This is a genomic window from Amycolatopsis jejuensis, assembly GCF_000717335.1.
In the GTDB taxonomy this organism is placed as follows: Bacteria; Actinomycetota; Actinomycetes; order Mycobacteriales; family Pseudonocardiaceae; genus Amycolatopsis; species Amycolatopsis jejuensis.
The window spans coordinates 104,083-123,340 of the sequence record NZ_JNYZ01000037.1 but is presented as its reverse complement, the minus strand read 5'-3'; the positions used below and the strand labels follow the sequence as shown (position 1 = coordinate 123,340).

Sequence of the window (19,258 nt, the reverse complement as noted above, 5' to 3'; positions counted from 1 at the left end):
CACCCGACGGACACCCCGTCGTCGCAATGATCCCCGCCGCATTCTCCGCAATCAGCTCACGATCCATCCGCGGCTTCCGGTAATACCCCTGCATCGACGCCAACGACGACAACTTGAACAGATTCCGCAACCCCGTCGCATTCTCCGCCAGCATCGTCATATGCGTATACGCGCCACCACCGGAAACATCGCCGCCCTCACCGAACTCGTCCGACCCCCGCTGCGACGCCTGCCCCCGGCATCCCCAACCGGGCCGCCTCCGCGAACAACGGGCCGATCTTCGCCGCACCATCCAGCATCGAATACTCGGTGTGAACGTGCAGGTGCACGAAAGAATCGTTCGACACCAGCGAAAACCTCCCCTAGGCAGACGGCTTCCCGGCTCCGGTCGACGCGGCGGGCCCGGGCTGCCCACCCTAGTCCGCAGCGCCTCGTCCGCCGCAGTCGGGCGCGGCACTACGGCTCGACTTCGAACAGCTCCCTGGCATCCTCCCTCTCCACCGGCCGTGCGTGGTGCTCCGACTCGCCGGGCGGCGGCCGGATCCGTTCCCGGCGGCGCTCGCCGGTGCTCTCTCCGTGCTCTCATCCCGTTCTCTCTTCCGGTTCTCGTCCCGGCGCTCTTCCCTGCTCTCTTTCTGCTGCCACCACCCTCGCACTCACCACCGACAAAAACCGGGGGCGCAGCTGTCACCCGGGAGCGTGAACCGTCCGCGCCTTGACACCGAACCCGCCGGACCCGGACCATGATCGCGTGAACCTGTCAGACAGCCGGACAGCTGGCCTGCCGCAGCGGGTCAGCGCACTGGACGCCGTACTGGCGCGGCTCCGGCACGACATCGAGCACGGCGTGTACCAGGTCGGCGACAAGCTGCCGTCGGAAGCGGCGCTGGGCAGCGAATACGAGGTCAGCCGCTCGGTCGTGCGCGAGGCGTTGCGCGCGTTGCAGGCACTCGGGATGACCGTGTCACGCACCGGGCGGGGCACCTTCGTCACTGCCACCGGCCCGCCCGAAAACCCCACGTTCGGCGACTACTCCGCGCGCGACCTGGTCGAGGTGCGCCGGCACGTCGAGGTCCCGGTCACCGGTTACGCAGCCCGCCGCCGCGACGCAGGCCAGCTCACGCAGCTCGCCGAGCTCGTCGACCGGATGGACGCCGAGACCGGCCCGGCGGACTGGGTGGCGCTCGATTCGCAGTTCCACGTCGCGATCGCGCGGGCGTCGGGCAATCCGGTGTTCGCCAAGGTCATCGAGGAGATCCGGGACGCGCTGGCGCGGCAGTCGGCGTTCCTGAACCAGCTGAGCGGACGGCGTACCCAGTCGAACATCGAGCACCGCCGAATCGTCGCAGCGATCGCCGACGGCACCCCCGAGGCCGCCGTGGCGGCGATGACCGAGCACCTCGACCACGTCGAGCAGACCCTGACCACCATCGTGAGCGGAACCCCCGAGTGACCGAAGAAGTCCAGCAACGAGAACCCCGTCACGTGCCTCTGGTGCACCTCTTGCGGGACGGGATGGTCGAAGGCGTCCACCACGGCTCGGTCGTCGTACTCGCCCCCGACGGCTCGACGATCTTCGAAGCAGGCGACCCGGACGTCGCGATGTACCCACGGTCCACCGCGAAACCGCTGCAAGCGACCGCAATGGCCCGGCTGGGCTTGCGGCTCGGCCCGCCCGGGTACGCGATCGCCGCAGCCAGCCACTCCGGCGAACCCAGGCACCTCGAGGCGGCAGGCGCCGTACTCGCAAGCCGCGGGTTCACCGAGGACGACCTGGGAAATCCCGCCGACCTGCCGTACGACCCCGCGGAACGGGACACGTGGGTTGCCGCCGGACGCCGTCCGTCCCGCCTAGCGCACAACTGCTCCGGCAAGCACGCAGCCATGCTGGCTGTCTGCGGTGAGCAGCGATGGGACACCGACGGCTACCTCGATCCCGCACACCCGCTGCAGCGCGCAATCCGGGAAACCGTCGAGGACATGACCGGGCAAACGGTGCCGCGAGTCGCCGAAGACGGCTGCGGAGCGCCGCTGTTCGCCCTCTCCTTGAGAGGCCTGGCGAGAGCCGCCTCGCAGATCGCGACCGCTCCCGACGGCTCACCGGAAGCGTTGGTGGCCAACGGAATCCGGCAACACCCGGACCTGGTGGCAGGCAGCAGACGCGACGTGACTCGGCTGATGCAGGCGGTACCAGGCCTGATCGCGAAGGACGGTTTCGAGGCCGTACAGCTGGCCGCCCTGCCGAACGGAACCGCAGTAGCCCTGAAAATCGCCGACGGCAGCGACCGCGCCAGGCCAGCTGTACTGGCCGCGGCCCTGGCTAGAGCCGGAGTCTCTGCGGAGCTACTCACCCCGTTTACCAGCCCCACCCTCCGCATCACGCGAGAGCTGGCCGCGTGAGCGTTCCGTGAAGGCCACCTTCACGGAATCAGATTCCCTCATGGTTCCCTTCACAGCCCGCCACATTCCGTGAAGGTTCCCTTCACAGCCTTCCCGAGGCCCGCGACCCCGCGACCCCAACCGCAGCTGAGGCACCCACCCGGACCCGGGCAGCCAGCCCCCGCCCTGCACCCCGATCCGAAGCCCCAACACGGTCACAATCCAGCTTCGGGGTGCCCCCACCGCAACGAACCGCCCCAAGCAAAACCCACGCGTAACGTCACCACCGTGCTGACCCGACTCCTCGACCGCGCACTAGGGCGTGTCTGACAAAGCGTCGGTCCAGGTGATTACGGCGTGCAGGACAACCGCTGACCGGTAGACGATGGCGAGCTTGTCGTAACGAGTTGCCAGCCCACGCCATTGCTTGACCAGGTTGAACCGGCGTTCGACCACGTTGCGCCCGCGGTAGTCCACCGGATCGAATGCCGGCGGGCGACCGCCGCGGGAACCGCGGCGTTTGCGGTGCCCAGCCTGATCGGCCCGTTCGGGAATCACTGCGGCGATCCCGCGGTCGCGCAGATGCCGGCGGATCGCCCGCGAAGAGTAGGCCTTGTCGCCGCGGACGCGGTCGGGCCGGGTGCGTGCCCGACCACCTCCCATTCGGCGGACCTGCAGGTGTCGCATGAGGTGCGGAAACATCGGTGCGTCCCCGGCCTGGCCGGGTCCGACCACTGTCACCAGCGGCCGGCCGTTCCCGTCGACGAGGTGGTGCACTTTGGTGCTCCACCCGCCTCGGGAGCGGCCGATCGCGTGATCAGGCGGCTCGGTCAGCAGATCCGTGTAGTTCGACCCAGCCCCCTGTGGAGCGGGTGATGTTGGTGGCGTGCTGATGCGCACGAGCGATCGTCGAGTCCACCGACACCGACCAATCGACCAGCCCGGCAGTGCCTGCGGCGGTGAGCAGGCACTGCAGCACGGTGTCCCAGGTTCCGTCACTGGCCATCCGGCGATGCCAGGTCCAGATCGTCTGCCACGGACCGAACACCGCCGGAACATCCCGCCACGCGATCCCGCATCGATACCGGTAGATGATCCCTTCGACCATCGCTCGCGCGTCGGAGAACGGGCGTCCGCGTTTACCGGTACGAACCGGCAGCAGATCCTCGATCAACGCCCACTGATCGTCTGACAGCAACTGAAACCGCGACACAACCACCAGCATCCCAGCCAACAGACGGAACTTTTGTCAGACACGCCCTAAGCCTCCCACCCACCGACCCCCCACCCCCGAACATCGCCAAAGACCTCCGCATCCCCATGCCCGACGGCATCCACCTCCTGGCCGACCGCTACACCCCACCCGGCCGAACCACCGGCCCGGTAGTGCTGATCCGCACCCCCTACGGCCGCACCGGCCCGCTGTCCAAACTCCTCGGCACCACCTTCGCCCGCCACGGCCTCCAGACCGTCCTCCAGAGCACCCGCGGCACCTTCGGCTCCGAGGGCGACTTCCGCCCCTTCCACCGGGAACGCGAAGACGGCCTGGCCACCGCCGAATGGCTGCGCGCCCAGCCCTGGTGCGACGGGCGGCTCGCGATGGCCGGTGCCAGCTACCTCGGCCATACCCAATGGGCAGTCGGCCCGTACCTCGACCCGCCGCTGGAAGCCGTGTGCCTCGGGGTCACCGCGTCGGAGTTCGTCAGCACGTTCTACCCGGGCGGGGCGCTCGCCGCGGACAACATGGTGTCGTGGTCGGCGCTCATCGGCAGGCAGGAGGAGCGGTTCTCCGCGCTGCCGAATCCGGTACAGGCCAAGCGGACCCGGCGGGCGATGGCGCACCTGCCGATCGGCGGTGCGGACGTGGCGGCGATCGGCCGTCCGGTGCAGTTCCTGCGGGACGTCACCGGCCATGCCGAGCCGGGCGACGGCTTCTGGGCGATGTCCGACCACAGCGCCGAGGTCGCCGGGCTCGCCGTGCCGGTCAGCATGGTCACCGGCTGGTACGACCTGTTCCTGCGCACCCAGCTGCGCGATTTCCGCACCCTGCAGGACGCCGGGCGGAAGCCGCGGATCACCATCGGGCCGTGGGCGCACAGCGATCCGGGCGCAATGCGGACGCTGATCCAGGACCAGGTCGGGTTCCTGCGGGCGCATCTCGCGGGCGACCGCGCGCAGCTGCACCGCTCCCCCGTACGGGTCTTCCTGCAGCACGCGGCCACCTGGCTCGACTTCGACGAATGGCCTCCCGCTGTCCAACCCACCCCCGCTCATCTGCGCCCGATCGGCGGCCTCGGCGAGGCGGTGCCCGGGGAAGCCGCGCCCACGCCGTTCACGTACGACCCGGCCGATCCCACGCCGGCAGTCGGCGGCCCGCTGCTCGCCGGGAAGACCAAGCAGCGCGACAACTCGGCGGCCGAGGCGCGCAACGACGTCCTGGTGTTCACCGGCGAGCCGCTCGTCGCTGATCTCGACGTGATCGGCGACGTCGCCGCCACCGTGTTCGTGCGGACCGAGCTGGCGCACGCAGACGTGTACGTGCGGCTTTGCGACGTCGACCGGAGCGGCATCTCGCGCAACGTCACCGACGGCATCCTGCGGCTGCGTCCCGGCATGCTGGAACCGGATGCCGACGGCGTGGTGCAGGCCGAGGTGGAGCTCGACCCGACGGCGTACCGCTTCCGCCGCGGGCACCGGCTGCGCGTTCAGGTGGCCGGTGGCGCGTTCCCCCGGTTCGCCCGGAACCACGGAACCGGGGAGCCGGTTTCGTCCGCGGTGGACGGCGTTCCGAACCGGTTCGAGGTGTTCCACGACGCGACCCGGGCGTCGCGCGTCACGCTGCCGGTTTTCCCGGCGCGCTGACGCGTGGTCAGCCCCTTTCCAGGTACACCAGGGATTTGACCCAATTGCGGACGAGCAGCTCGGACGCGCCGGGCAGGTCGCCGTCGCGCAGCTTGGCCGCGATCGCGCGGTGCTCGGCAATGCTGTCCGCCGCGCGGGACGCACCGCCGAAAAACGCCGACTCGTAGCGTTTCAGCAGCGGTTTCGTCTGCGCGATCAGGCGCAGCAGGTGCGGGTTGCCGCAGCGGGACGTCAGTGCCGCATGCCATTTTTCGTCCACAGTGGACAGATCGGCGGCCGCGGGGAGGGCGGCCATCTCGTCGGCGATCAGGTCGAGCGTGTCCGGCAGCGAAGCGAGTTCGAGCGGCGACGTCCAGCGCAGTGCGAGCGCTTCCAGCTCGGCGACCAGCGGGTACAGCCGGCGGGCCTCGTCGGGGTCGAACGGCGCGACGAGGAAACCCCGCCCCGGAGCGGCGACGAGCAGCCCCCGGTCGGCGAGCCCGATCAGCGCCTCCCGCAGCGGCGTCCGGCTGACGCCCAGCTCACGCGCGAGATGGACCTCGTTGATCCGGCCGTCCGCGGCGAGCCGCCCGTCGAGGACGCGGGCGGTGATCTCCTCGATGAGCTCGCCCCGCAGGAGTCGCTTGGTCATGTCCGGCAGTATTGCATACAGATCGAAGCTACTGTATTCAGTTCATATGCCTTTCGATGTCACCCGCGCCAGGAACGAGACGCCCGGCTGCACCGGCGTCGCACACTTCAACAACGCCGGATCCGCGCTGCCACCAGCGCGGGTCACCGACACGATGGTCGACTACCTGCGCACCGAGGCGCAGATCGGCGGCTACGAGGCGGAAGACCTCGCCCAGCAGCGGATTGCGGCCGTGTACTCCTCGATCGCCCGGTTGCTCAACGCCTCCCCCGACGACATCGCGCTCACCGACAACGCGACCCGCGCGTGGCAAGCGGTGTTCTACGCGCTGCGGTTCGGTCCCGGTGATCGGATTCTCACCGCCGGTTCGGAGTACGCGAGCAACGCGATCGCGTACCTGCAGATCGCGCGCCGCACCGGCGCCCGGGTCGAGGTGGTGGACAACGACGCCAGCGGCCGGCTCGACGTAGCCGACCTGCGCCGCCGGATCGACCCGAAGGTGAAGCTCATCGCGGTGAGCCACGTGCCGACGCAGGGCGGGCTGGTGAACCCGGCCGAGGAAATCGGCGCCGTCGCGCGCGAGGCAGGCATCCCGTTCCTGCTCGACGCGTGCCAGTCGGCCGGGCAGCTGGACCTGGACGTCGAGCGCATCGGCTGTGACGCGCTGAGCGCCACCGGACGCAAGTACCTGCGGGGACCTCGCGGTACCGGATTCCTGTACGTGCACCCGCGGCTGCGGGAACGGCTCGAACCCGCGATGCTCGACCTGCATTCGGCCAGGTGGACCTCACCCGCCGAGTACGTGGTCGACCCGACGGCGAAGCGGTTCGAGGTATGGGAGCGCGATTTCGCCGCCGTTCTCGGCCTCGGCGCGGCCGTGGATTACGCGCTGGAGTGGGGCTTGCCGGCCATCGAGGCTCGGGTACTCACGCTGGGTGCCACGCTCCGGAGCCGGTTGAGCGCCCTGGACGGGGTGACCGTCCACGATGCGGGGACGCGCAAATGCGGGCTGGTCACGTTCAGCATCAAGGGAGTACCCGCCGACGACGTCAAAGCGCAGCTGAACGCGACGAAGGTCAACACGAGCATCTCCCGCGCGACGTCGGCGCAGTACGACTTCACCGCCCGCCACCTGCCGGACCTGGTCCGCGCGTCGGTGCACTACTACAACACCGAGGACGAAATCGACCGGCTGATCGAGGCACTCCCGGCGGCCAGGTGACGATCACCCGTTTGCCGCAGTATCCACGGCCCCCGCAGGCGCCTCTTGTCTTGCGAACACCCGCGGGGCGCTGCGGCCGGGCCTGTCGAGGGGGCAGGCCCGGCAGGGCGACGCAAACGGCCTCCCGGGCCGGGGCAGTGGGGGAGTCCCGGCTTGGGAGGCGCTTTGCCGCGTAGGGGTCCAGAAAATGAAGAAACCCCATCCGGTGAGGAATTCACCGGATGGGGTTGGAATGAGACCGGTCCGGTGGGCGCAGCAGGGATCGAACCTGCGACCGCTCGGGTGTAAACCGAGTGCTCTCCCGCTGAGCTATGCGCCCCGACGCCGGAGCGGGCAACCCCGCTCCGGCGAACGAGAAATCATGCAGCCAGTTCCGCCACGGCCTTCTTCCAGCCCGACTGGTCCCGCGCCTCGCCCGGCGCGTTGACCTCGGCGAAGCGGACCACGCCGGTGGTGTCGATCAGGAACGTGCCGCGCACGGCCAGCCCGGCGTCCTCGTTGAACACGCCGTACTTCTTCGCCACCTCGCCGTGCGGCCAGAAGTCCGACAGCAGCGGGAACTGGTAACCCTCGACCTCGGCCCACGCCTTGAGCGAGAACGGCGTGTCGACCGAGACGCCGATGACCTGGACGCCCTTGCCGTCGTAGTCGGCGAACTCGTCGCGCAGCTGGCACAGCTCGCCGGTGCAGATCCCGCTGAACGCGAACGGGTAGAACACCAGGAGCACCGGCTTGTCGCCCTTGAACTGCGACAGCGTGACCGGCTGCTTGTTGTAGTCGTTGAGCGTGAAGTCAGGGGCCTGCGAACCGACCTCGACGGCCATACCGGCGTTTCCTCTCCAGAGCGAACACGAGCGTGCCCGTCCACCCTATCGCGTGGTCAGCGCTGCTTCGCCTTCGAGGACTTCGGAGACACCAGCCGGGTGCCCAGCCAGCCGGGGCCGACGCTGATGTTCGCCGTCTGCGCGAGCCCCACCTGCGGCACCGCCTCGGCGATCTCGCTGGGCTCGACGTGCCCGGGCTGCCCGGTCTTCGGGGTCAGCACCCAGATCACGCCGTTCTCGTCCAGCGGGCTGCGGGCGTCGACGAGCGCGTCGCCGAGGTCACCGTCGTTCTCGCGCCACCAGAGCAGCACGACGTCGATGACCTCCTGTGCGTCCTCGTCGAGGAGTTCCCCGCCGGTCGTCTCCTCGATCGCCGCGCGGACGTCGTCGTCGACGTCCTCGTCCCAGCCGATCTCCTGGACCACCATGTCCGGCTTGATGCCAAGGCTCTCGGCGACGCCGGCGTTGCCTGCGTCTCCCGCGGCGACCACTGCTTCCACTCCTCCAACTGCTATGGAGCACGGCGAATACACACCGCACTCGGGTACCCGGTTGTCCGATAGCGAACACTGGCGCGGCGCTGCGCGCAACCGTCCACACCGGATCTTTCGCAAGTCGTGTCGCAGCGTAGGGGCCCACCGCACCCCTGCGCGACCCCGGGTGGCCGTCCGGCCCGGCCGCCGCGAGGACGCTCCTCTAGGGTGGAGGAGAGAAAACGCGCGCGCGATACACCGTGCGTGGGGAGTGGCGGCACTCGGGTCGACCCTTGTTACCGGGCAGTAGGGGTGACGGGAACCGGATCGGGGACGACCATGGACGTCGGCGGACACTCCCGCCCACCAGCACGACCAGCTACAAGGAGACCCCTTGGCCCCGCAGAACGACGGCGCCTCCGGCAAGGAGACCCCGGCACGCGTACGCGTCATCCGTGACGGACTCGCGGCGCACCTGCCCGACATCGACCCGGAGGAGACCGCCGAGTGGCTGGACTCCTTCGACGAGGCATTGGCCCGCGGCGGCCAGCAGCGTGCCCGGTACCTGATGCTGCGCATCCTGGAGCGCGCCCGCGAGCGCAACGTCGGTGTCCCGGCGCTCATCTCCACGGACTACGTCAACACGATCCCCACCGAGAACGAGCCGTGGTTCCCCGGCGACGAGGAGATCGAGCGCCGGTATCGCGCGTACATCCGCTGGAACGCGGCGATCATGGTGCACCGCGCGCAGCGGCCCGGGGTCGGCGTCGGCGGCCATATCTCCACCTACGCGTCGTCGGCGGCGCTGTACGAGGTCGGGTTCAACCACTTCTTCCGCGGCAAGGACCACTCCGGCGGCGGTGACCAGGTCTTCTTCCAGGGCCACGCCTCCCCCGGCATGTACGCCCGCGCGTTCCTCGAGGGGCGGCTGTCCGAGCAGCAGCTCGACGGCTTCCGCCAGGAGTACAGCCACGCCGGCGAGGGCGGCGGCCTGCCGTCGTACCCGCATCCGCGGCTGATGCCGGAGTTCTGGGAGAACCCCACGGTGTCGATGGGCCTCGGCCCGATGAACGCGATCTACCAGGCACGATTCAACCGTTACCTGCGTGACCGCGGCATCAAGGACACCTCCGACCAGCACGTGTGGGCGTTCCTCGGCGACGGCGAGATGGACGAGGCCGAATCGCGCGGCCTCATCCACGTGGCCGCGGGCGAGGGTCTCGACAACCTCACCTTCGTGATCAACTGCAACCTGCAGCGGCTCGACGGCCCGGTGCGCGGCAACGGCAAGATCATCCAGGAGCTCGAGTCGTACTTCCGCGGCGCGGGCTGGAATGTGATCAAGGTCATCTGGGGCCGTGAGTGGGACTCGCTGCTGCACGCGGACCGCGACGGCGCGCTGGTCAACCTGATGAACGTCACACCGGACGGCGACTACCAGACGTACAAGGCCAACGACGGCGCGTTCGTCCGCGAGCACTTCTTCGGCCGTGACCCGCGCACGAAGGACCTGGTCAAGGACCTCACCGACGCCGAGATCTGGAACCTCAAGCGCGGCGGGCACGACTACCGCAAGGTGTACGCGGCGTACAAGGCGGCCATGGAGCACGCCGGCCAGCCGACGGTGATCCTGGCGCACACCATCAAGGGGTACGGCCTCGGCCCGGCGTTCGAGGGCCGCAACGCCACGCACCAGATGAAGAAGCTCACGCTCGACGACCTGAAGCTGTTCCGTGATTCGCAGCGCATCCCGATCAGCGACGAGGAGCTCGAGCGCGACCCGAAGCTGCCGCCGTACTACCACCCGGGTGCGGCTTCGCCCGAGATCGAGTACATGATCGGCCGCCGCAAGGCACTCGGCGGGTTCCTGCCCGAGCGCAGGCCGAAGACCGCCAAGGCACTGGTGCTGCCCGGCGACAAGGTGTACGAGGGCGTCCGCAAGGGATCGGGCAAGCAGGAGGTCGCCACCACGATGGCGTTCGTCCGGCTGGTCCGCGAGCTGGCGAAGGACTCGGAAATCGGCAAGCGGATCGTGCCGATCATCCCGGACGAAGCCCGTACGTTCGGCCTCGACTCGATGTTCCCCACCGCCAAGATCTACAACCCGCACGGCCAGACGTACACCTCGGTCGACGCGAGCCTGATGCTGGCGTACAAGGAATCCGAGAAGGGCCAGCTGCTGCACGAGGGCATCAACGAGGCGGGGTCCACCGCGTCGTTCACGTCCGTCGGCACGTCGTACGCGACGCACGGCGAGCCGATGATCCCGATCTACATCTTCTATTCGATGTTCGGATTCCAGCGCACCGGCGACGGCCTGTACGCGGCGGCGGACCAGATGGCCCGCGGTTTCGTGCTCGGCGCCACCGCCGGGCGCACGACGCTCACCGGTGAGGGCCTGCAGCACGCAGACGGGCATTCGCTGCTGCTGGCGGCCACGAACCCGGCCGTGGTGGCGTACGACCCGGCGTACTCGTTCGAGATCGCGCACATCGTGCGGGACGGCCTGCGTCGCATGTACGGCGAAACCGGCCCGGACGGCAACGGCGAGAACGTCTTCTACTACGTGACGATCTACAACGAGCCGTACCAGCAACCGGCCGAGCCGGCGAACCTCGACGTGGACGGCCTGCTCAAGGGCCTCTACCGGTACGCCGACGCGCCCGCGGGCGACGGTCCGGAGGTGCAGATCCTGGTGTCCGGCGTCACAATGCCGGACGCGCTCAAGGCACAGCGGCTGCTGGCCGAGGAATGGGGAGTGCGGGCCGCGGTGTGGTCGGCGACGTCGTGGGGCGAACTGCGCCGCGAGGCCGTCGAGATCGACCACGAAAACCTGCTGCACCCGGATGCGACGCCGCGGATTCCGTATGTCACGCAACGACTTGCGGACGTTTCCGGGCCGGTCGTGGCGGTGTCGGACTGGATGCGCGCGGTGCCGGACATGATCCGCCCATGGGTACCCACCGACATGCTCACGCTCGGCACCGACGGATTCGGTTTCTCCGACACCCGCCCGGCCGCACGTCGCAAGTTCCTGGTGGACGCCGAGTCGATCACCGTCGGCGCGTTGTCGGCGCTGGCCAAGCGCGGCGAGGTCGACCAGTCGAAGGCGGGCGAGGCAGCACGCCGGTACAGGATCGACGATGTGACGGCTGCGGGGCCGCAGACGTCCGACTCGGGTAACGCCTGACCGTTTCGGTTCGTTCCGGTTTGGGTTCGGTTCGTTCCGGTTTGGGTTCGTTCCGATTCGGTTCGCCTCGTTTCGGTTCGGTTCGTCTCGGTTCGGTTCGTCTCGGTTCGGTTCGTCTCGGTTCGGTTCGTCTCGGTTCGGTTCGTCTCGGTTCGTCTCGGTTCAGTTCGGTTCGGTTCGTGAGTGGCTGCGCCGGGTTTTCGCCCGGGCAGCCACTCCCCGGTCTCGCGGAGACGCGCCGCCCGAGCCGTGCGTCAGCGCTGCCTACCGCGCCCGGCAGGCGTACTGACGCGCGGAATTCCACCCGAACGTGTTGCTCGGAGTGTCCGATGTGGACTCCAGTCGGGACATCCTCGGGTACGGTCGGCGCTGCCGTTCGCCTTTGCGCCCACCGGTTTCACACGGATGATGCACGTGCGACGCAATCACGATGCGGGTCAGGATTCGATGGATCGCACACGGAAGTGTGAGTGGACACGGGAATCCTGCCCGGGGCGACACCATGGCGGCCCTGGCCCGTGGCGCGCGCAGTACGGCTTCTGTCCGACGTCCCCTGTCGCACGAGCCGCCTTGCAACACAGGGCTTCCATCCGACGGCCACCGCCCCCTGTCACACCAGCCACCGAGCGGCGCTGAGCTCCCATCCGGCGGCCACTACCCCTTGCCACGCCAGCCACCAAGCGGCACTGAGCTCCCATCCGGCGGCCACTACCCCTTGCCACGCCAGCCACCAAGCGGCACTGAGCTCCCATCCGGCGGCCACTGCTGCTTTGGCGCATCTTTCGGCAAGCAGGGCGGCGGTTTCCGTTTGCCAGTCAGCTATTCGCCGCAACTCCATTACTGGACCTGACGATAATCGGCTGTGTACATGGCCTTCTCATGGCCACCCCGCTTCTCGTCGCCACTCCGATTCACAAACCGCGACAGCGACCGACCGCAGCGCCGACCCCTGCCGCAGCACCCTCCTTCTCCGAGCCATTTCCCACTACAGCAACGTTTTTGGCTTCACAACCCCGTTCTGCCCACAGCAGAACCGCTCTGCTCAGAGCAGATCGACCTGTCTTCACGCCGCGAACCGCGCTACAGTCGAAGACACGCCCGCTAAGCCTGCCCCGTTTCGAATCGAACAATTTTCCCGTCGCGCACTGTGAACGTCCATCGAGTCCGCATCGCACCCCACGTCGAGTTGGAGTAGTTCGCCACGATCGTGCGGCCGCCGTCCCCGGCTGTCTCGACCTCCAGGTGTCCCTGGCTGGAGAAGATCTCCCGCTCGGTCCAGTCGTCGAGGTCGCGGTCGGTGCCGTCGTCGGACATGCTCGCGTCCGGCGTCAACGCAGCCCGGAACGCGGTACGGTCCCCTGCGTTGAGCGCGTCCACGAACGCGCGCACCGCCGGGTCGGTGATCTGGTCGGTCATAGGCTCATCACAGCATCGGTGTGCGGGTCGCGCATCCCAGCATCGGTGTGCGGGTCGCGCATCCCAGCATCGGTGTGGGAGTCGCGCATCTCAGGACCGGTGTGGGAGTCGCGCATCTCAGGACCGGTGCACGGATCTCGTGGCTTCCACCGGCGTGCGGCGAGTCTCGCCGGTGTCCCGACGATGGCGTGCAGCATGCTTCGCCGATGCCCCGGCGACGGCGACGGCGGGCAGCAAGTCTCGCCAGTACCCCGGCGACGGCGCGCGGCGAGTCCCGCCATTACCTAGCAGCGGTGTGCGGTGGATCCAGCGAGTCCGCCGCGGAGCCAGGCAGCGCGCGTGGGGCTGGGCGCTAACCCGGCACGGCGAGCCATCGCCGAGCGGACGTATCCCGTGACGGCCATCACGTCTCCTCTCTCGGGAGCACCACGAGGGGAAGAACGATGTCCATCACGTTGAACCGCCGCGCGCTGGCGATGCTGCGCGCGATCGCCGCGGGGCGGGCTGAGCTCACGCGGAGTTGTGAACCGGACCTGAGGGTCGACGGCCTGCCGTGCTGTGATCAGTCCGCCGCGCACGAGTTGGTGCGTGCCGGGCTGATCCGTGCGGCGGCACCGCGCGGCGCCATCGGGCAGTGGGCTCGAGCCGAGCTGACCCCCGACGGTCACCTCGCCCTCGGCGTGTGAAATCTGCTTGCGGCGCATGCCATTTGCGAAGAGCCCGGCTCAACCGGTAACGGCTGTGACCCTATCCTCGGCAGCCGCCGCGCGGGCGGAGCGGTTCCAGGTGACCCAGCCGTGGATCACCAGTGCCGCGAAGACGACGTAGATCGCGGCCGAAAAATACAGTCCGGAACTGATCTGCAGCGGCACGCCGATCGCGTCGACCATCAGCCACACGCCCCAGAACTCCACCAGCCCGACCCCTTGCGCCGCGAACGCGACGAGCGTGCCGATGAAGATCGCAGCGTCCGGCCAGGGCGCCCACGATGCATCGAGGGCTTGGAGCACCAGCGCCATCGCGACCGTGCCGACCGCGAACGCCCCCAGCATCACCGCCCTCTCGGTCCACCGGCCCTTGCGCACGACGACGCCGTACACCGGGTCAGTCCGGCGGCTCCAGGCCCACCAGCCGTAAAGCGAGATGAGGAGGATGGCGATCTGCCGCCCGGCCAAGCCACCGAGGTGGGCGGACACGTAGACGGAGAAGAGCAACACGGTGGCGCCGACCTGCACGGGCCACGTCCAGAGCGTCCGCCGCTGCGCAAGGAACACGACAGCCAACGCGAACACCTGCCCGGCCAGCTCCGCGATCGAGATCCACTGGCCGAACACCGTCACGCCGTGGTGCAGGAGAAACTCCACGTCGGCACCCCTTCCGATCTACGCCTCCCAACATGCAACAGGACGCCGCAATTCCCCGGCCACTGTGAGACGCGAGACAGTCCCGAACGGTGGACCCCCGGGCACGAAACAGCGGAGGTCGGTTGACACCGAGCCTCCGCTGAAGGGACGCGCTCACTCACCCGGACACGCTTGCCTGATCACCGTCCCCACACCACACGCGCCCGGTATCCCCGAACGCGCGATCCGTATTCCGATCCCCGGCCGCGAGCGCCCGACTGCCCAGAGAGGCCGTGCCCAATCTCCCGGCCGCCGACCGGCAGCGAACGCGAGACCACCACCGGCAGACCATCCTCCGATTTCCCGGCCGTCAACCTGCCAGGAGCGCCCCAGCCCGCCGCCCCGCGGCGCGCACCCGAACGCCCCGGGGCATCAACCCGAACCGCGAGCGCACCAACCCGCCGATCCGCCACCCACCCACCGAACTCCAGCCGCCCCGGGCCACCACCCGCGAGCACGCCAGAATGCCGGTTACCGCCCCGCCTGTTGGCCAGTGGGGGCGGTAACCGGCAATCCGCTGCGGGTCAGCGGTCCACGCGGCCGAAGCCTGCCGGTGGGGTCGGAGTTTCGCCGGGGCGTCCCGTGTCCGCCGGCATCTGGCGGGTTTGCTCGGTCTGCGGGAGGTTTCCGGACTGGGCCTGCGGGTACGCCTGCGTCTGCGTGCCTGCCTGGGGGTGCTGGCCGCTTACCTGGCGCTGCGAGCCGTCACCGGAGTTCGCGCCCCCGGTGCCGACCTGCCCCTGCAGGTTCGCCAGCCACCCGCCCCAGCGTTCCTGAGCCGGTTTGATCAGGCCGCCGCCGAAGCCGACCACGATGACGCCTCCGATGGTCGCCAGTACCGCGACCAGTACCGGGCCGGTGACCGACGTTGCGATGTTCACCTGGCCCAGCGCCGCGATGATGCCGAACGCCATGATCAGCCAGTACGCGATCGTGCCCAGCAGGCGACCCGCCGAGCGGCCCGTCATCGCCGATGTGACGACGTCCCGCACCACCTTCGCGATCGCTGCGGCCACCACGATCAGCACCAGCGCCACCACGATCCTCGGCAGGAACGCGATGATGTCGTTCAGCAGCTGGCTCACCGGGTTCGCCGGACCGAACACCCCGAACGCCAGCTGCAGCGCAATCAGCAGAATGAAGTAGTAGACGAGTTTCACGAGCACGGTGGTGGCGTCGAGATTCGCGCCCTTCACCATTCCGGTCAGCCCGGTCTTCTCCACCATCCGTGCGAAACCGAGCTTTCCGAGAACGAGACCGAGCCCTTTGGACACGGCTTTCGCGATCAGCCAGCCGATCAAGAGGATGATCAGAAAACCCACGAGTTTCGGGACGAACGTGGCCACAAGATTCCAGGCCTGTCCGAGTCCGTCCTTGAGTTGTTCACCCACGCTGGCTCCCTTCGCCGCGGTTCGACGTGGATTCCGGCAGCGTCCTGTCGCACCGGGTCGCAGGACAGGTACCCAGCGCACACGAGTGCCGTGCACCACGATCGAGTGAGACGACTGGCGCGGGAAGATCAACCACGGCCATACTTGACCTACCGGTGGGGACCGGGGAGACGAGGCCGCTCGGCGCAGCGAAAACCGCAAGCGCCGAGCGGCCTCGAACATTTTCCGGCGATTGTTCCGGCGTCTGGCCGCAGGGCATTTGTGAATGGTGGTCGCGTTTTCCTATCCGGGTGTCGGCGTTCATCTCGTGGTCATGTTTGCGCGTATTGGGTGGCGCGCCGGATTCGTGGCTCCGGATGGGGCGTTGCGCTGGGGTTTTCCGGCTGAACCGGTGGGCGTGCCGGGTATTCGAGACGGCGATTCCGCGCCGGGTTCGGACGATGAGCGGGGAATGGCGCGGGCCGAGTTGCGGGGAAGGTGCCGGGAGTTGCCGGGCGATGACCGGGGATTCGTGAGGGGGCCGCGGTTTCGTGAGGGTGCCGGAGCGGCGGTCGCGAGGGTGGGCGGGAATCGGGAAATGCGGCGGTGAGGTTGGGGACCGTCCGGGCTGGGGTGGGGTTCACGTAACTCACCCGATACCGCTAACCCACGTGGGTGAGTGGGTCGGCTGGCTGAGCCTGGGGTGCGGCGGATGCGCCCACCGAGAGTAGAGGCCGGGAGGAACGCGAGCCGAAGCGTTCTGGGGGGCGTCGGCGGCACGCCAGGCTGGGGTGCGCGATCGGGCACCCCTGGTGCGGGCCGGTGCGGGTTGGATTGCCGGGGTCGGGTTGACGCAACTGGGGCAGGACATACGGCAATCAGGCAAAGGCTGGCGCGCCCATGGCCGGGCACGCGCAACATAAGCGGCGCGGGCAGGGCGGCGCAGACCGCGCAGCGCGCCGCCGCGGTGTGGCCCGATGAGGGCGGCGCCGCGGCGGCGGGATCAACTGCGTCGGGTGGGCAGGGGTGGCAAACGGAACCCCTGCACCGCCCGTCGGCCACCCCGAGACCTCAAGAAGCCCAAGACCTCACGGCATCATGACCTCAAGGACCCCAAGCCTCCAGACCCCATGGCATCAAGACTCAAGAAACCCAAGACCCCAAGCCTCAAGACCTCACGGCATCAAGACCCCGAGACCTCAAGACCTCACGGCATCAAGACCTCATGGCCTCATGGCCTCATGGCCTCATGGCCTCATGGCCTCATGGCCTCATGGCCTCACGGCCTCACGGCCTCACGGCCTCACGGCCTCACGGCCTCACGGCCCCAAACGCCAGACAGCCAGCTCAAGCAGCGCTCAACGCATCCCGAAGCTTCACCTTCGCCCCGGTGCGCATCACGGCATTCCGGTAGATCCTTGCCGCCAGCCAGATCAACGCCGGGATCAGTGCGACCACCAAGCCGACCGACAGGATCGCCTCCCAGATCGGTACTCCGCCCATTGCCAGGCGCATCGGCATCAGCGTGGGGGCGAACATCGGGATCACCGACAGCACCTCGGCAAACGAGTTGCCCGGGTCGGTCGGCAGGACCGAAATCCCTACCACATAACCGAGAATCACCAGCATCAGCGCGGGCATGGTCGCGCCGCCGACGTCCTCCTGGCGGGACACCAACGCGCCCAGTGCGGCGAACACGATCGAGTACATGAAGAACCCCAGCAGGTACCACACCACCAGCCACACGACCGTGCCGACCGCCGCTGACACCGAGATCGTCAGTACCCCGAAGCCCAGGCCCGAGGCCAGCCCGACCGCGCCGATCAGGACCATCTGGATCAACCCGACCGTTCCGATGCCGAGGACCTTTCCGGCCATCAGCTGCCACGGTTTGATCGTCGACAGCAGAAGCTCGACGACCCTCGACGTCTTCTCCTCGACCACGCCTTGCGCCACGCTCTGGCCGTTGATCATCAGCGACAGATAGATCAAAATCCCCGCGACGATGCCCAGTACCAGCTGCTGGCCGTTGTAGTCGTACGGCTTCTCGAGCGGCGGCAGCTCGTCGATCGACGACTGGGCGATCGTCTGGTGCACCTTCGCCGGATCGCCGCCCAGTGAGGTGATCTGCTGGTCCAGCGCGAGCTGGCTTTCGAGCACGGTGAGCGCGTTCTTCAGCTTCGGGTCCAGCGTCTTCTTGACCTGGACGTGGACCCGCTGGGCGTCTTGCACCAGGAGCGCGTCGATCGAGCCGTCCTGGAGTTTTGCTTGTCCCGCTTGCTGATCCGGGACCTGCTGGGTCGCGACGTTCTGGCCGATCGACTTCGCCGTCACCGACAGCGGCTCGGCCAGCTGGGCGGCGGACGGGACATAACCGACCGTCGAGTCTGCGCCGCCTCCGCCGCCGCCGATCACCTTGAACACCAGCGTCAACGCGACCACGAGCAGCAGCATCACCAGCGTCGTGATCCGGTACGCCTTGGACTTGACCCGGATGCTGATCTCCCGCGACGCCACCAGGCCGACCGCGGACAACGGGCTCATCCGGACATCGTTCCCGCTCACGCCGCCTCCTGGTGGTCACTCACGACAGAACGGAACAACTCGGTCAGCGAAGGCAGTTTCCGGGCGAACTCGCGGACCGGGCCGGTCGCCAGTGCCGCGCGTAGTACCGCCTGGTCGTCAGAACCGTCAGCGAGTTCCAGCTCGGTCACCGTCCCCTTGCGGCCGAGAACCGTGACGCCGGGCAGCCCCGAAGCCCAGCCTTCCGGGGCGTCCGGTGCGTCCACGAGCAACCGCGTGACCGCGCCGGAACGCAGCTCTGCCACCGTTCCCGACGCTTCCATCCGTCCACTCCGGACGATCCCGATCCGGTCGCACAGGCGCTCCACCAGATCCAGCTGATGACTGGAGAACACCACCGGCACGCCCTCGGCCGCCTTTTCCTTGAGGACGTCGCTCATCACGTCGACGGCCACCGGGTCCAGCCCGGAGAACGGCTCGTCCAGCACCAGGATCCGCGGCTCGTGCACGAGGGCGGCGGCCAGCTGCACACGCTGCTGGTTGCCGAGACTGAGCTTCTGCACCTCGTCGTCGCGCCGTGACGCCACGCCGAGCCGCTCGGTCCACCGGTCGCTCGACGCCTTCGCCTCGGCGGCCGGCATGCCGTGCAGCCGCGCGAGGTACGTGAGCTGTTCGCCAACCTTCATCTTCGGGTAAAGGCCGCGCTCCTCGGGCATGTACCCGATGTGCCTGCGCGTTTCGTGCGTGATCGGCTCGCCGGCGTAGCGCACCTGGCCCGCGTCGGCGCTCAGGACGCCGAGCGCGATCCGCATGGTGGTGGTCTTCCCCGCGCCGTTGCTGCCGACGAAACCGAACAGCTCGCCGGGCCGTACGTCGAACGTCATCTGCTCCAGCGCCACCACGGTGCCGTAGCGTTTGGAGACCCCGTCGATCTCCAGACCGGGCTCTGCCATCGCCCGTCCCCC

16 protein-coding genes, 1 tRNA gene and 1 pseudogene are annotated in these 19,258 nt (G+C 68.5%); 6 read left to right on the top strand and 12 right to left on the bottom strand.

The window, feature by feature from the left end; translation table 11 throughout:
* Nucleotides 1-347 (bottom strand): annotated as a pseudogene (locus tag OO71_RS49610) (PHP domain-containing protein); the annotation flags it as partial.
* A gap of 455 nt (nucleotides 348-802) precedes the next feature.
* Between OO71_RS49610 and OO71_RS38255 the strand changes: the two are divergent.
* Nucleotides 803-1,453: a FadR/GntR family transcriptional regulator gene (locus OO71_RS38255; protein WP_033294932.1), complete on the top strand. Its 651-nt coding sequence runs from the start codon at nucleotides 803-805 to the stop codon at nucleotides 1,451-1,453.
* A gap of 32 nt (nucleotides 1,454-1,485) precedes the next feature.
* Nucleotides 1,486-2,400 carry an asparaginase gene (locus OO71_RS38250; protein ID WP_084145565.1) on the top strand — a complete coding sequence of 305 codons (915 nt, stop codon included), beginning with the start codon at nucleotides 1,486-1,488 and terminating at the stop codon, nucleotides 2,398-2,400.
* A 294-nt stretch (nucleotides 2,401-2,694) separates the two neighbouring features.
* Here the strand turns inward: OO71_RS38250 and OO71_RS52670 are convergent, their stop codons facing one another.
* Both OO71_RS52670 and OO71_RS52665 read right to left on the bottom strand, forming a co-directional pair.
* Nucleotides 2,695-3,156, bottom strand: a complete 462-nt coding sequence (locus OO71_RS52670; RefSeq protein WP_245633911.1) for a transposase — start codon at nucleotides 3,154-3,156, stop codon at nucleotides 2,695-2,697.
* 40 nt (nucleotides 3,157-3,196) lie between these two features.
* Nucleotides 3,197-3,592 carry a transposase gene (locus tag OO71_RS52665; protein WP_033294930.1) on the bottom strand — a complete coding sequence of 132 codons (396 nt, stop codon included), beginning with the start codon at nucleotides 3,590-3,592 and terminating at the stop codon, nucleotides 3,197-3,199.
* 107 nt (nucleotides 3,593-3,699) lie between these two features.
* On the opposite strand from OO71_RS52665, the gene OO71_RS38235 reads away from it, so the two are divergent.
* Nucleotides 3,700-5,241 carry a CocE/NonD family hydrolase gene (locus OO71_RS38235; RefSeq protein WP_084145563.1) on the top strand — a complete coding sequence of 514 codons (1,542 nt, stop codon included), beginning with the start codon at nucleotides 3,700-3,702 and terminating at the stop codon, nucleotides 5,239-5,241.
* A gap of 7 nt (nucleotides 5,242-5,248) precedes the next feature.
* On the opposite strand, the gene OO71_RS38230 is transcribed toward OO71_RS38235, so the two are convergent.
* Nucleotides 5,249-5,872 (bottom strand): GntR family transcriptional regulator, encoded by a 624-nt coding sequence (locus tag OO71_RS38230; RefSeq protein WP_033294910.1) that lies wholly within the window; start codon nucleotides 5,870-5,872, stop codon nucleotides 5,249-5,251.
* A gap of 46 nt (nucleotides 5,873-5,918) precedes the next feature.
* On the opposite strand from OO71_RS38230, the gene OO71_RS38225 reads away from it, so the two are divergent.
* Nucleotides 5,919-7,094, top strand: coding sequence for an aminotransferase class V-fold PLP-dependent enzyme (locus OO71_RS38225; RefSeq protein ID WP_033294909.1), 1,176 nt, complete (start codon nucleotides 5,919-5,921; stop codon nucleotides 7,092-7,094).
* 247 nt (nucleotides 7,095-7,341) lie between these two features.
* On the opposite strand, the gene OO71_RS38220 is transcribed toward OO71_RS38225, so the two are convergent.
* From OO71_RS38220 to OO71_RS38210, 3 genes are all read right to left on the bottom strand, one after another.
* Nucleotides 7,342-7,413 (bottom strand) — tRNA-Val (locus OO71_RS38220).
* 40 nt (nucleotides 7,414-7,453) lie between these two features.
* A complete protein-coding gene (locus tag OO71_RS38215) occupies nucleotides 7,454-7,918 on the bottom strand; it encodes a peroxiredoxin (protein ID WP_033294908.1) in 465 nt (154 codons plus the stop codon).
* A 56-nt stretch (nucleotides 7,919-7,974) separates the two neighbouring features.
* Nucleotides 7,975-8,409 carry a DUF3052 domain-containing protein gene (locus OO71_RS38210; protein WP_033294907.1) on the bottom strand — a complete coding sequence of 145 codons (435 nt, stop codon included), beginning with the start codon at nucleotides 8,407-8,409 and terminating at the stop codon, nucleotides 7,975-7,977.
* Nucleotides 8,410-8,785: 376 nt separating this feature from the next.
* On the opposite strand from OO71_RS38210, the gene aceE reads away from it, so the two are divergent.
* Complete coding sequence (gene aceE / locus OO71_RS38205; RefSeq protein WP_033294906.1) at nucleotides 8,786-11,581, top strand: pyruvate dehydrogenase (acetyl-transferring), homodimeric type; 2,796 nt, start codon at nucleotides 8,786-8,788, stop codon at nucleotides 11,579-11,581.
* A 1,101-nt stretch (nucleotides 11,582-12,682) separates the two neighbouring features.
* On the opposite strand, the gene OO71_RS38200 is transcribed toward aceE, so the two are convergent.
* A complete protein-coding gene (locus OO71_RS38200) occupies nucleotides 12,683-12,997 on the bottom strand; it encodes a nuclear transport factor 2 family protein (RefSeq protein ID WP_033294905.1) in 315 nt (104 codons plus the stop codon).
* 443 nt (nucleotides 12,998-13,440) lie between these two features.
* Between OO71_RS38200 and OO71_RS38195 the strand changes: the two genes are divergently transcribed.
* Nucleotides 13,441-13,683: a hypothetical protein gene (locus OO71_RS38195; RefSeq protein ID WP_033294904.1), complete on the top strand. Its 243-nt coding sequence runs from the start codon at nucleotides 13,441-13,443 to the stop codon at nucleotides 13,681-13,683.
* A 39-nt stretch (nucleotides 13,684-13,722) separates the two neighbouring features.
* Here the strand turns inward: OO71_RS38195 and OO71_RS38190 are convergent, their stop codons facing one another.
* The 4 genes from OO71_RS38190 to OO71_RS38175 all read right to left on the bottom strand — a co-directional run bounded on the left by OO71_RS38190 (nucleotide 13,723) and on the right by OO71_RS38175 (nucleotide 19,246).
* Complete coding sequence (locus OO71_RS38190; RefSeq protein ID WP_033294903.1) at nucleotides 13,723-14,361, bottom strand: nicotinamide mononucleotide transporter family protein; 639 nt, start codon at nucleotides 14,359-14,361, stop codon at nucleotides 13,723-13,725.
* Nucleotides 14,362-14,924: 563 nt separating this feature from the next.
* Complete coding sequence (locus tag OO71_RS38185; protein WP_084145562.1) at nucleotides 14,925-15,791, bottom strand: mechanosensitive ion channel family protein; 867 nt, start codon at nucleotides 15,789-15,791, stop codon at nucleotides 14,925-14,927.
* A gap of 1,326 nt (nucleotides 15,792-17,117) precedes the next feature.
* A complete protein-coding gene (locus OO71_RS38180; RefSeq protein ID WP_033294927.1) occupies nucleotides 17,118-18,314 on the bottom strand; it encodes an ABC transporter permease in 1,197 nt (398 codons plus the stop codon).
* A gap of 17 nt (nucleotides 18,315-18,331) precedes the next feature.
* A complete protein-coding gene (locus tag OO71_RS38175; RefSeq protein WP_033294902.1) occupies nucleotides 18,332-19,246 on the bottom strand; it encodes an ABC transporter ATP-binding protein in 915 nt (304 codons plus the stop codon).
* Nucleotides 19,247-19,258: the final 12 nt, after the last annotated feature.